The organism is Enterobacter sp. Crenshaw, from assembly GCF_024734705.1.
GTDB classification, from domain to species: Bacteria; Pseudomonadota; Gammaproteobacteria; order Enterobacterales; family Enterobacteriaceae; genus Enterobacter; species Enterobacter asburiae_B.
Map to the genome: position 1 here is coordinate 3,558,170 of NZ_CP102932.1, position 13,953 is coordinate 3,572,122.

Here is a 13,953-nt window from a genome sequence, read left to right on the forward strand (position 1 = left end):
CTGACTCTCGCCGCCCTTGCTGAAATAGGCTTTTTATCCTTTGGATAATCCTCAGGCGAAATATCCCTCAGCAGGGCACATTGATCTCATTACAGTTTTTTCCTAAAGCCATCCCGTTTCGCCTGTGCCATGCTGAATCACGCTCATAACCGATAACGTTAAATGAGGATATTATGAAAAAAACAATTATCGCATTATCTGCCGTTCTGCTGGCTTCCCCAGTATTTGCTGCGACCACACATGCAACTGACGATACCGTCGCTGCGGCGAACGCAAATGCCAACGAGGCGAAGCAAAAACTGCACGAAGAGCAGAACAAAGGTGAAGAGCTGAAGCTGAAGCAAAAACATGCTGCGGAAGGTAAAAGCGAAAGCCTGGGCAGCAAGGTCAGCGAAGATTCCCAGAAAGCCTGGCATAAAACCAAACAAGGCACCGAGAAAGGGTGGGATGCCACCAAAGAAGGCGCTGAGAAAGGCTGGAACAAAACCAAAGAAGGTGCCAGCGAGCTGGAAAAGAAAGTCACTGAATAATCCCTTCGAAAGGCCGCGCAAGCGGCCTTTTTTATTCCCCGCAACTCTGCGTTCTCAAGGCTACACTTGTCACCAGGTCCGGTTATCGCGCTCCGGTTGAAATAACGTCAACAAAGCCGAATAGATCCCGGGGGTGACGCGTTTACTCCCTGCCCCCCTAAAAGAGATCCTGAGATGCTGCGACGCCTGGTGATAGTGCTTGTTTTGATTTGTCCGTGGGCGACGGCTGCCCCGAAGAGCTACATAATTGACGCCAATAACACCGCCATTCGGCTGTCGTGGCATGCCTTCGGCGGCATCCTCTCCTGGGCGACGTTCAGCGGCGTGACGGGCGCCGTGACGCTCAACCCGGAAAACGACGTCGACGACCATATTCACGTCACTATTCCCGTAGCGACTCTCGTAGCCTCAAACAAGCTGCTCACCTGGCAGCTGAAAAGCGATATGTTTTTTGAATCCGAGCGCTACCCGACGATCGAGTTCATCAGCTCTCGCGTGGTTGCCCAGGGCGACGGGCGGTTCAGGGTGTTCGGCACGCTGACCGTACGAAACATTGCCCGCCCGGTGATCCTGGAGGCCATCGTGAAAGACCCGCACGCGCAGGCCCTCACGCTGGATGCCACGACGGCGATCTCGCGCGCGGCCTACGGGATGGATAAGTTTGCGCTGGTCGTGGACGATCGTATTGCCATCGCCATTGCGATTCAGACGAACGACGTGCCGTCATCCTGAGATGAGGCGCTGTAGCTGCTCCGCGTTTCCCCGCAGGTGAGACGGCGGGTTGCGGCCAATCAGGACAAACTGGTAGCCCGCCTCCTGCCACCACGCCAGGTTCATACCGTGCCGCTGCTCCTGGCGAAGAGAGGCCATGGTCTTCTCATCTACAGGAGAGATACAGAGCGCCATCGGGCCGTAGTCGGCGTTGATCCAGGCAATCTGCGCGATCGAGATGGTTTCATAGCGCAGCATTCGCACCATTTTCAGCTCTGCCCCCTGCAGGACAAGCTGCGACATGTGCAGCTTGATGCCGATGTCCTGCGCGGCTCGTTCCAGCCCGCGCTGCAGGACCGGCGTTGCGCTGTCCATATCCAGCAGCGTCTCAACGCTGTACAGGGACATATATTGCGCTTCGAGGTCGCGAATATGGGCATTCTCATCCGCTGGCGCGGAAGCGGGCCGCAGCAGGTAGCCCAGCCCGGATCCGACCATCAAAAAGCTGGCCGACGCGGCGATCAGCGCCCGCCTGCTGACGCCAGCAGGCGTGGAGGATTGTGGATCGGGAAGTGCCGCCAGACGCGCCTGCATTGCCTCCAGAGGTGCCTCATCCAGCAGGGGGGCAAACGCCCCGGCGAAATCCTGGCTGCTTTTCATCAGTTCGTTAGTTCGCCCGGAGAGGCGTTCGTCACTTTTCAACTGTTCTTCAAATTGCTGCGCGTCGACGCGGCACATCTCGCCATCTATCCATGCCACGATAGCGTCGTCGTTATAGGGCGGTGCAAAACGGTGCGAGTTCAATAGCGTTTCTCCTTTGCCGGAGGCAGTGCGTCAGCGGATCTGGCAAGCCGAGCCCGCGCCGTCGCCAGCCGGCTCATAACGGTACCAACAGGTACCGCCAGAGTGTCCGCCGCCTCCTGGTAGGTAAAGCCTTCGACATAAACCAAAAATACTGCGTTGCGCTGGGCTTCAGGCAGCGCGTTGACGCGCTGCATCACCTTCAGATAATGCAGACGCGTCTCATCCTGTTCGCGGGTGTCCGGCGCCAGAAGCTCATCGCTGGCCACAAATCCCTGCCCCTGACGCACGTGTCGTGCCCGAAGCTCAGAGATCCAGATGGAGTGCAGTATCGCGAACAGCCACCTGTCGATGCGCGTGCCCGGCGTATACTGGCTGCTCCTTTCAAGCGCACGCACGCAGGTGGACTGAACCAGCTCTTCGGCGATATCCCTGTTTCGCGACAGCACCAGCCCATAGCGCCAGAGGCGCGGCAGGTGTGCGGCTAACTGTTGACGAACCTCACTGGTAGCGATGTGTTTTCCCTCCACGAGAAAATCAGGATTCCGGATGCCCGTTGATGGCGGCCTGCAGGTCACGGTACTCCTCGCAGGACTGGCCACAAATACCGGCAATCACCTTCAGCTGTTCTTTCGCGAGGTCAGGACGTCCTTTTACCATCCACGCTTCACCGAGGTATTCCCGGGCTTTGGCATAATCCGGTGCGATAGCCAGCGCGCGCTGGTAGTAACCAATCCCTTCGTCCGTGCGGCCAAGCTTGCGCGTGGCGAACCCGCGATAGTTCCACGCTTCAGCCGTATTGCCATTTTTCAGCGAATCAAGCAGGTTCAGCGCCGCCTGGTACTCGCCTTTCTTCGCGAGATGGTACGCATAGTTGGTTTTGTCCTGGTCGCTGAGGCTGCTGCTTTTGTCCGGCACGCATTTCTGGGTGGCGCTGTCATACACCTGTCCGGAAGGACAATCGGGCGTTTTGCTCTCGGTACTATTATTGCCCATTGCCAGCGCCAGGGGGGACAGCAGGGAAAAAATCAGCACCGGGATCAAACGAAACGAGGTCGTGTTCATATAAAGCTCCAGGGTAAGAAGGAAGTGACGTCAGTAAACGCCCGACTGACGATTTTTATTCATTCTCCCCGTGAATTTTTTGCTGTCGCAAAATCATGCTGACGTCGTAGCCCCATTGGAAATAAATCAGGTTATTTTACCCTTTACTTAACGCTATTATTTTCGCGTGATAGCAGAGTTTTAAGCCTGCATAAAAATATATTTTATTGTGCGGGTGATATAATATATATTATATCAAAAACGTTACCCTAACTTAAACACATATTAAGCGCACTTAAACAATAACGTTTTAAAGTATATTAAAAATGTCCCCTACCAATTATCATACTGCGTAAATCACATTCAGAATCAACGTCACAGGTTAAAACTAAAATCATATAAAACAAAAGGTTGAACCGAGTAAATTATTAACCACACCAATACATTAATGCCCTCTTCATTGTTTTGGCACTTATTTACGAAAGCTTAATTTGCACAACCTTCGTTTTCTGTCTATATCATTTTTATATTCTAAAAAATAATTCCCCTATTAATTACAGGGTTTTACACGATACAAAACACCCATAAAAACTGTTCTCTTTTATAAGTCATTAGATTCGCTCTGATGTTGCCACTCTGAATTCTGGCGGGCATCGTGCGCGCTAAAAACAACGGTCAGTGCTGCGTAATAACAGCGACTGCGCCGGGGGCGCCCTTTACCTTCTGCAGAGATGGCTCGTCTTGCTCGCCGTTCATGACACATCTGCTGGAGTAATGCCTAAATGAGCCAAATCTCTGTTATATCGAAACTTACTGGCGTGGAAACGACCACGGAAGGCACACAGGTTACCCTGAGCCATTCCTCTATCGTTGAGCTTAATGTCGAGCGAGCGAGCGTCTCCCACTTCGCGCGAAACGGTAACGATCTGCTGGTTACGCTGCACTCCGGCGAGGTGATCACCCTTAAAAACTTCTACGTTACGGACGCGCAGGGCGTGAGCCAGCTGGTACTGCAGGACAGCAACGGCGCATTATGGTGGATTGAAGATCCGACCGGAGCCGCCACGTACGAATCTATCGCGTCCACGGACGTGCTGCTTGCGGCCTCCGGGAGCGACGCCGGTGGTGCAGCCATCTGGCCATGGGCACTGGGCGGCATTGCCGCCGCGGGCGGCATCGCGGCGGCGGCAAGCACCGGCGGCGGTGATAGTGGCGGCAGTAACAATTCGGCCAATGCGGATACGACAGCGCCGAACGCGCCTTCCGGCCTTAAGTTCTCTTCAGATGGCAAAACCGTCACCGGTACCGCAGAACCCGGCAGTACCATCACGCTGAAAGACGCGAACGGCAACGTCATTGGCACAGGAAAAACGGGCAGCGACGGCAGCTTTACCGTCTCTCTCGGCACACCGTTGACCAACGGCGAGCAGGTGACCGCCACCGCCACGGATAACGCCGGGAATACCAGCCCGGGCACAACGCTCAACGCGCCGGACACCACCGCGCCCGATGCGCCAGCAATCACCAGCGTAACGGATGATATCGCCCCGCAGACGGGAGCAGTCAGCAACGGCGGCAGCACCAACGATCAGCGCCCGCAGCTTACCGGCACCGGCGAAGCGGGCTCGACCGTGACGATTTATGACGGCGGGGTCGCCATTGGTACAGCGGTCGTCGCCAGCAACGGCACCTGGACCTTTACCCCGTCGGTTGATCTGAGCGAAAGCACTCACCAGATTACCGTGCGGGCAACCGACGCCGCCGGCAACACCGGGCCAGCGTCGCCGGTGTTTACCCTTACAGTGGATCTTACTCCGCCGGACGCGCCGAGCGCGATTGTGCTGACCGACGATACGGGCCTGATCAAGGGAACCATCACGTCTGTCGCGCCTACCGATGCTTCACTGCCCATCCTCGCGGGAACCGGCGAGCCCGGCGGAACCATCACCATCTACGATAACGGCGTGGTGGTTGGCACAACGACGGTATTGCCCAACGGCACCTGGAGCGTCACGCCGAACGGCCCGCTCCCGGACGGGACACACTCCATAACCGTCACTGAAACCGATGCCGCCGGAAACCTGAGCGCTACCTCAGAGCCCGTCATCTTCACCGTGGACACCACGCCGCCGTCTGCCCCGGGTAATCTCGAGGTTTCGAATGATGGCGGCACCATCAGCGGCATCGCGGAAGCTGGCAGCACGGTGACCATCCGTGAAGGTAATGTCACCCTTGGCACTGTTATTGCCGACAGCGAAGGGAACTTTAGCCTGACGCTGACCCCGCCGAAGCTCAACGGCGAAATCCTGACCGCTGACGCCACCGACACGGCGGGCAACACGGGGCCCGCAACCTCCGCGGCGTCACCGGATATTACCCCACCGCAGACGCCAATTATCGTGTCGGTGATGGATGACGTGCAGGCCACCACCGGCCCCGTGGGCCAGAACGGCCTCACCAACGACCGGGCCCCGACCGTGAACGGGACGGGCGAAGCGGGCTCGACCATCACGATTTATAACGGCAGCGATGTCCTCGGTACGACGGTTGTTCCCTCCTCCGGCCTGTGGAGCTTTACGCCGCCCGCACCGCTGACCGATGGCACCTGGGTGCTGACCGCGAAGGCGACGGATCCCGCCGGTAACCCAAGCGGGTTATCAGACCCGTGGACAATTAACGTCGACGGCACGGCACCTGGCGCCCCGGTGATTTCACAAGTTGTGGACGATGTTCCCGGTCGCACCGGCTCGCTCGACATTAATGAGACCACTAACGACGCCACCCCGACGCTCAGCGGTACCGCCGAAGCAAACGCGACGGTCACCGTGCGCGTGGACGGTGTTGCTATTGGTACGACCGTCGCCAATGGTCTTGGCGTATGGATCTTTACGCCTTCCTCGCCTATCGCCGAGGGCCCGCACGCCCTGACCGCCGTCGCGACCGATGCGGCAGGTAACACCAGCGGCGTCTCCAACACCTGGACTCTGACGATTGACAGCGTCGCGCCTGCCGCCCCGGTCATTACCCAGGTGCTGGATGATGTGCCGGAACGCCTCGGCGCGCTCAACCCCAACGACAGCACCAACGACACCACGCCGACGCTCAACGGCACGGCTGAACCTGGCTCAAGCGTCACCATCCGCCTGGATGGCACCGATCTTTTCACGGTCCTGGTCGACGACAACGGCACGTGGACCTATACCCTCACCACGCCTCTTGGCAGCGGGCCTCATACCTTTACCGTTGTCGCGACCGATGCGGCGGGTAACACCAGCCAGCCGTCAGGTGGCTTCACCCTGACCGTCGATACCACGCCGCCTGCGGCGGCAACCATCGCCACCGTGACCGATGACGTCGGCGGCGTTCAGGGCACGCTCAGCAGCGGCGATACCACGGATGACACCACACCGCTGCTGCAGGGCACCGCCCCGGCTGATGCGGTGATCACCGTTTATGACGGCGCCACCCTGCTCGGTACCGCCACCCTCGACGGCAGCGGTGGCTGGAGCTTTACGCCCGTTACCCCGCTCACCGACGGCCCGCATACGCTGACGGTTCACGCCACGGATGCCGCAGGCAATACCACCATCTCCAGCCCGTTTGTATTGACGGTGGATACCGTCGCGCCTGCCACGCCGGACGTCCCGGCCATCACCGTCAATCCTGACGGAACAGCAACAACGCTAAACCCGGGCGAAACCACCCGCGACACCACGCCAACCCTGAGCGGTACCGGCACGGCGGGCGATACCGTGACGATCTACAACAACGGCGCCAAAATCGGCGACGCTGTCGTGGACAATACCGGCAGCTGGTCGTGGACGCCATCACCCCCACTGTCCGGCGGTACCTATGACATCACCCTGACCGTCACCAACGTGGACGGCACGGGCAACGAAAGCGCCCCGTCGCAGCCGGTAACCATCACCATTGATACCGAAGCGCCGGCTACGCCTGCGGCACCGACCGTCACCGACAGCGTCACCCAGATCACCGGCCCCGTACCCGATGGCGGAACCACCAACGATCCGCGCCCGGTCCTGAGCGGCACCGGCACGCCTAACGACGTCATCAACATCACTGACACCGTCAACGGCATATCAACCGTCGTGGGCACCGTCACGGTAGACAGCAGCGGCAACTGGAGCTGGCGCCCGGGCAGCGACATTGCCGAGGGCAGCCACGCCTATACCGCCACCGCCACCGATGAAGCAGGCAACGTCTCTGACCCTTCTCCAGCGATTACCATCGTCGTGGATACCCTGGCGCCGGATACGCCGGTGATTAGTGCAGTGGGCGGTGAGCCGAACGGTGGCTACATCACGGATACCACACCGACAGTGGGCGGAACCGGCGTCAACGGTGAGACGGTGATCGTCTACAACAACGGCGTCGAAGTGGGCCGTGTCGTGGTGGCTAACGGGGAATGGAACCTGACGCTTCCAACGCAAACGGACGGTCCGCTCAACATTACCGTGGCGGGCGTGGACGCAGCGGGCAACCTCAGCGCACCGAGTTCGGTCTTTACCGTTACCCTCGATACCGTTGCGCCTGAGATCCCCGTCATTAGCGCCGTAGCTGACAGCCAGCTGTCTAATAATGTGCTCTACACGAAGGACGGCACGCCAACCCTTACCGGGACCGGTGAACCCGGTACCACCGTTATCGTTTCCGTAGACGGCACGCCATCTACGGTGCTGGTGACGGTCCAGCCGGGCGGCACCTGGAGCTGGACTGCCGACACGACGCTGCCGGATGGCCCGCATACCTTCACCGTCTCTTCCAGCGATCCAGCGGGTAACTCCTCCGGTGATTCAGCACCGCTGAGCGTGACGGTAGACACCGTCGCCCCGGCAGATCCGGGCAACATGCTGCTGGCTGATGAAGGAACACCGCTGACCGGTACCGGTGACGTGGGAAGCATCATTACCGTGACAAACGGTTCCACGGTCATTGGTACCGGCGTTGTCGGCAGCGACGGCAGTTTCTCCATTGCGCTGAGTCCGGCGCAGCTGGATCCGACCACGCTGACCGTGACCGCTACGGATGCCGCAGGGAATGCCAGCGCGGGCGTGCCTTTTGTCGTCGTCGATTCACCGCTCGACCTGCCGCAGGTGCCCGTCATCACGGCGATCGTCGATGACGCAGACCCGATTACTGGCGATGTGAAAGGCAAAACCACTAATGACACCACGCCAACGCTTACCGGTACGGCCGAAGCGGGCAGCCTGATTACCATCTATCAGGACGGTAGCGCGACGCCATTGACGACGGTGACCGCCGACGGCAGCGGCAACTGGAGCTATACGCCAGCCGCGCTTGGCGAGGGGCTGCACACCTTTGAGGTGACCGCGACCCTCAACGGCCAGACCAGCGGCCGCTCTCCGGCGGCCAGCGTCACCGTCGACCTCACCGCACCGGGCACGCCAGCTATCGGCGCGGTGATTGACGACGTCGGTCCGGGCACCGGACCGCTGACCAGCGGCCAGACCACCAACGACAACCAGCCGACCCTCACCGGCACCGGCGCGGTCGGCGATACCATCTCCATCTACAACAACGGCGTGCTGCTGGGGACCGCGGAGGTCGGCAATACGGGCACCTGGAGCTACACCACGCCCGTCCTGACAGAAGGCAACCATATCCTGACCATCCGCGAGACCGATCCGGCGGGGAATCAGAGCGGTCCTTCGGCGGGCTTCACCGTCGTGGTGGACTCCGTTTCCGCCACGCCGGTCATCACCAACGTCACGGATAACGTCGGTAACACCGCCACCACGGTGGTCAGCGGCACCGAGACGAACGATGCCACGCCAACCCTTTCGGGGACAGCGGACGCAAACAGCGTGGTGACCATTTTCGACGGCGGTACCCAGATTGCCGTGGTAACGGCTGACGGCACCGGCGCGTGGACGTTTACTCCTGACACCGCGCTCGGCGAAGGCTCGCACAGCTTCACCGTCCGGGCGACCGATCCGCTGGGCAACGTCAGCGCGGTCTCAGCTCCCTGGAGCGTGGTGGTTGACCTGACGGCACCGACGGTTCCGACGCTGGATAATGTGAGCGACAACGTCCCTGGCGGCGTCCAGGGTAACCTCACCAGCGGCCAGGTGACCAACGACAGCACCCCGACCATCAGCGGCACCGGGCAGGCGGGCAGCACGATTCACATCATGAATAACGGCACGCAGATTGGCACGACGATCGTTGACGGCAGCGGGAACTGGTCCTTTACGCCGACCGCGCCGCTGGGCGACGGCAGCTACTCCCTGCGCGCGTATGCAACGGATACCGCAGGCAACGCCTCGGCTAACTCATCGGTCTTCGCCTTTACCATTGATACCGCAGCCCCCGGCGTACCGGTGGTGACCAGCGTGATTGACGACGTCGGTCCGGTCACCGGGGCGCTCACGTCGGGTAACAGCACCAACGACGCGCGCCCAACCTTCAACGGTACGGGCGAGGTGGGTTCTACCGTGCACGTGATCGTTGATGGCAACGAAATTGGCACTGCGGTGGTGAATGCCCAGGGCAGCTGGACCTTCACCCCGGGTACCGATCTGGGCGAAGGTCCACACGCCATCACCTTCAATGCCACCGACGTGGCTGGCAATACCGGCAGCACGACGACACCGTTTAACCTGACGGTGGATACGGGCGTGCCGTCGGCGCCGGTCATTTCGACCGCGGGTGACAACGCGGGCAGCATTCAAACTCCGCTCACTTCCGGGCAGAGCACCGACGACACCACGCCGACGCTAAACGGCACCGCGACCGCCAACGCCACGGTCACCGTGTATGAGAACGGGCAGCCGGTCGGCACCGTTCAGGCGGACGGTACCGGCGCATGGAGCTTTACGCCGTCAACGCCGCTGACCAACGGCAGCCATACCTGGACCGCCACGGTCACCGATGCAGCGGGCAACGTCAGCCTGAACTCGCCGGACTTTACCCTGATTGTGGATACCACCGCACCGAACGCGCCGGTTATCAGCCAGGCGATAGACGACGTGGGCACCATCACCGGCCCGCTTACGTCCGGGCAAACAACCGACGATACGGTACCGCGCCTTGTCGGAACCAGCGAACCGTTTGCCACCGTGAAGATCTATGAGGGAACTACCCTTGTCGGAACGGGCACCGCGGATGGCAACGGAAGCTGGAGTATCTTGCTCAACACCACGCTGACCGCTGGCGCGCACAGCTTCACCGCGCAGGCGACGGATGCGGCAGGCAACACCAGCGTGTCGTCCACCAGCTTTAGCCTCACCGTCGACACCACGCCGCCTGCGCTGCCGGTGCTGACCAGCATTCTGGATGACGTGGGCAATGCGGCGACGCCGGTGGCGAACGGCGGGTTCACCAACGACGCGCAGCCAACCCTCAGCGGTACGGCGGAAGCCGGGTCGACGGTGAAAATATTCGATAACGGCGTACAAATCGGCAGCGTGACGGCGACCGGCGGGGCGTGGAGCTTTACGCCATCCCCGGCGCTGGGCAACGGTCCGCACAATTTAACCTTTACCGCCACCGATGCGGTGGGCAACGCGAGCGCGCCGACCGCCGGGTATGTGATTAACGTCGATACCCTCGCGCCGGGCGCACCGATCATCAGTTCGGTCATTGATGACGTCGGCAGCGTCACCGGCCCGGTGACCGGTACGAATCCGACCAACGACACGCGCCCAACGCTGAGCGGAACCGCCGAAGCAAATGCCACGGTGCGGATCTACGATGGCATCACGCTGGTGGGCACGGTGACCGCCGACGGCAGCGGCAACTGGACCCTGCCGCAAACCACCACGCTGGCGCAAGGCACGCATAACTTCACCGCCACGGCCACCGATGCCGCGGGCAACACCAGCGTGGCGTCAGCCGTGACGACGATTATCGTCGATACGACCGCTCCAACGGCGCCGACCGGGACCTTCAACGCCGACGGTAGCGTCCTGACCGGGACTGCGGAAGCAGGCAGCACCGTCGCGATCCGCCTTGCGGACGGCTCGACGGTGACCGCCATTGCGGGCAGCAACGGCACCTACACCTACACCTTCATTAACAAACAGACCGAAGGCCAGACGCTGCAGATCACCGCCACCGACGCCGCGGGCAACACCTCGCTGCCGGGCTCCGCCCTTGCGCCGGTGGTGCCGCTCTCCGCCAGCAATAACGTCGAAGAGCTGAACCTCAGCACCACGGCAACCGTGACCAACAGCCAGTACAGCGATTACGGCTTCCTGCTGGTTGGCGCCGTCGGCAACGTCCTGACGCTGCTGGGCAATGATACGGCCCAGGTCAACTTCACGGTGGGCAGCGGCGGCAGCGCGGATATCGTGGTGAACGCCAACGCCACGGGTGCGGTGCTCTCTCTGCTCAACACCCTTGAACTGGTGGTTCAGCATTACGTCAACGGCGCCTGGACCACCGTGGTGGATACCGGCCAACCGCAGTTTGCCGATCTCCTGACCCTCGGTGCAACCGGCGTATCGCTGAACCTGACCGGGCTGGCCGACGGCAACTATCGCGTGCTCAGCTACAACACCAACCTGCTGGCAACCGGCTCCTACACCAGCCTCGACGTGGCGGTGAAAGAGACCGGTCCGGGTACGGTCACGGGCGATACCAGCCTCAACGGCAACGTGATCCTCGATACGGACCCGACAGCCGGCAGCGACAACGCGCCGGCCGGAACCACCATTTCCGCCGTCACTAACGCCCAGGGCGTCACCACCAGCGTGAACGCCGACGGCACGGTGATCCAGGGCAAATACGGTACGCTGACCATCAACCGCGACGGCAGCTACACCTACAACCTGACCGACACCAGCGCCGCGGTCGTTGGCCGGACGGAGAACTTCACCTACACCATCACCCATAACGGCGTCAGCGCGTCGGCGCAGCTGGTGCTGTCTCTGGGTGCCGGTACGGTAATCAACGGCATTGTGGCGGTGGACGATACAGCCTCGCTGACCTTTGATACCACCGTGAGCGAGATTAATAACGGCGCCTCGTCTCAGAACGGTTTTACCCTGGTGGGCATTAATCTCGGCAGCACGCTGGGGCTTAACCTGCTGGACGACATGACCAACCCGATTATCTACAACGTGGAGGAAGGCACGACCCGCACCATGACCATCCAGGCCTCCGTGGGCGGCGTGGCGCTGGCATCGGTGTTCGATCTGTACGTCTATAAGTTCAACAACGCCACCCAGACCTTCGAGCAGGTTCGCGTCGAGTCGGGCTGGCTGCGCGCCCCGCTGCTGGGGGGCACGTCATCCCAGCTGACGCTGAATCTGCCGGCCGGGGAGTACCTGTTCTTACTCAATACCGCATCGGGGATCGCCGTCCTGACGGGCTACACGCTGAGCGTCCTGCAGGATCATGTCTACAGCGTGGCGAGCATCAGCGAAACCACCACGGGCGACGTGCTGGCGAATGACCCAGTTCCTCCAGGCACGTTGGTCACCGAAGTGAACGGCGTGGCGGTCAACAGCAGTGGAACCACCACCATTCAGGGGGAATACGGCACGCTGACCATCAATTCGTCCGGACAGTACACCTACACCCTGAGAAGCGGCGTGGGGGCGGACCATATCAGCACGCCGGATACTTTCGTCTACACCGTTACCGCGCCTGACGGCTCGAAGGATACGGCATCGCTCAACATCACCCCAACCCCCCGGGCGATGGATGCGGTGAACGATGTCAGCGCCACGATGGACCTCACCTCGGTGCACCACACGTCGGCATACTCGGATACGACCGTGGGCACCGCCAGCTGGACGACGGCCCTGCTCTCGTCAACCCAGGGCTCCGGCAGCGGAACCTTCGTGGTCGACGCGAACACCGCGCTGCACAACGTGTCGCTCCACTTTAACGTGGCCTCGCTGCTGGCGCTGGGCGGGCTGACGGTAAACTGGTCCATCAGCGACGGCTCGGGCGTGATCCGCAGCGGCTCCTTTAGCGGCGGCTCCCTGCTGGGCGGCAGTATCGACATCCCGCTCACCGGGCTGGATCTGAACGCCGGGACCTATACGCTGAACTTTACCGGTAGCGTACCGGGGCTGAGCGTGGGGAACATCACCATCACGCCAAGCGTGAACGGCACCACCTACTCGCTGAGTGATTTCGACGTCACCGGCAGCCACACCGTCAACGGCAATATCTTTGACGGCACCGATTCTGGCGGCGTGCTGGATCAGCTCCACTCGGTGGATACCCGTCTGAGCGTTACCGGGTACAACGGCGTGACCACCACGCTGGATCCATATACCGGCAGCGCAACGGTGAACATCACCGGCCATTACGGCGTCCTGGCGATCGGCGCTGACGGCCATTACACCTATACCCTCAACAGCGGGGTATCGCTCTCATCCATGACGTCGAAGGAGACCTTCAACTACACCCTGACCGACGCTACCGGGAGAACGGACAGCGCCACGCTGACCATCAATATGGCGCCGCAGTTCATCAGTTCGGAACATAACGACGCCATCACCGGTACGGCCTACGGCGATACGCTGATTTACCAGGTGCTGAACAGTACGGTGGGGAATGCCACGGCGGGTAACGTCAGCAGCACCGCGGGCGATCACTGGACCGGCTTCTCGCTGGCGCAGGGGGACAAAATCGACATCGGCGATCTGCTGGTGGGCTGGAACGGTAGCGCCGCGACGCTGGGGAATTATCTCCATGTCACTAATAGTAATGGCAATACCGTGATCTCCATCGACCGTGACGGTGCGGGAGGCACCTACACTAATACCACGCTCGTTACGCTTGATGGCGTTCAGACCACCTACGACGAGCTTGTTAACCAGCAACACATCATTACCTGATAGCACCTGCAAGAGATGACCCGGGCGCA

At 60.8% G+C, this 13,953-nt stretch carries 6 protein-coding genes; 3 read left to right on the forward strand and 3 right to left on the reverse strand.

Annotation, left to right across the window (positions count from 1 at the left end):
* The first annotated feature begins 173 nt into the window (after positions 1–173).
* Positions 174–530 carry a hypothetical protein gene (locus NWV12_RS16910; protein WP_029740047.1) on the forward strand — a complete coding sequence of 119 codons (357 nt, stop codon included), beginning with the start codon at positions 174–176 and terminating at the stop codon, positions 528–530.
* A 174-nt stretch (positions 531–704) separates the two neighbouring features.
* Entirely contained in the window at positions 705–1,262 is a 558-nt protein-coding gene (locus NWV12_RS16915; RefSeq protein WP_045888783.1) for a YceI family protein, read from the forward strand.
* On the opposite strand, the gene NWV12_RS16920 is transcribed toward NWV12_RS16915, so the two are convergent.
* From NWV12_RS16920 to NWV12_RS16930, 3 genes are read right to left on the reverse strand one after another with little or no spacing between them, the layout of a single operon-like run.
* Positions 1,254–2,045, reverse strand: coding sequence for an anti-sigma factor (locus NWV12_RS16920; RefSeq protein ID WP_048979778.1), 792 nt, complete (start codon positions 2,043–2,045; stop codon positions 1,254–1,256). The genes NWV12_RS16915 and NWV12_RS16920 overlap by 9 nt on opposite strands.
* Positions 2,042–2,572, reverse strand: coding sequence for a sigma-70 family RNA polymerase sigma factor (locus tag NWV12_RS16925; protein ID WP_080973605.1), 531 nt, complete (start codon positions 2,570–2,572; stop codon positions 2,042–2,044). Before NWV12_RS16925 ends, NWV12_RS16920 begins: the two co-directional genes overlap by 4 nt.
* 7 nt (positions 2,573–2,579) lie before the next feature.
* A complete protein-coding gene (locus NWV12_RS16930) occupies positions 2,580–3,107 on the reverse strand; it encodes a tetratricopeptide repeat protein (protein ID WP_023294382.1) in 528 nt (175 codons plus the stop codon).
* Between the two features lie 761 nt (positions 3,108–3,868).
* On the opposite strand from NWV12_RS16930, the gene NWV12_RS16935 reads away from it, so the two are divergent.
* A complete protein-coding gene (locus NWV12_RS16935) occupies positions 3,869–13,924 on the forward strand; it encodes a BapA/Bap/LapF family large adhesin (RefSeq protein WP_048979781.1) in 10,056 nt (3,351 codons plus the stop codon).
* Positions 13,925–13,953: the final 29 nt, after the last annotated feature.

What these genes read in the sequence shown, in the direction of transcription:
- NWV12_RS16910 (WP_029740047.1), top strand. Translation starts at nt 174, where the DNA reads ATGAAAAAAACAATTATCGCATTATCTGCCGTTCTGCTGGCTTCCCCA.
- NWV12_RS16915 (WP_045888783.1), top strand. Translation starts at nt 705, where the DNA reads ATGCTGCGACGCCTGGTGATAGTGCTTGTTTTGATTTGTCCGTGGGCG.
- NWV12_RS16930 (WP_023294382.1), bottom strand. Translation starts at nt 3,107, where the DNA reads ATGAACACGACCTCGTTTCGTTTGATCCCGGTGCTGATTTTTTCCCTG.
- NWV12_RS16935 (WP_048979781.1), top strand. Translation starts at nt 3,869, where the DNA reads ATGAGCCAAATCTCTGTTATATCGAAACTTACTGGCGTGGAAACGACC.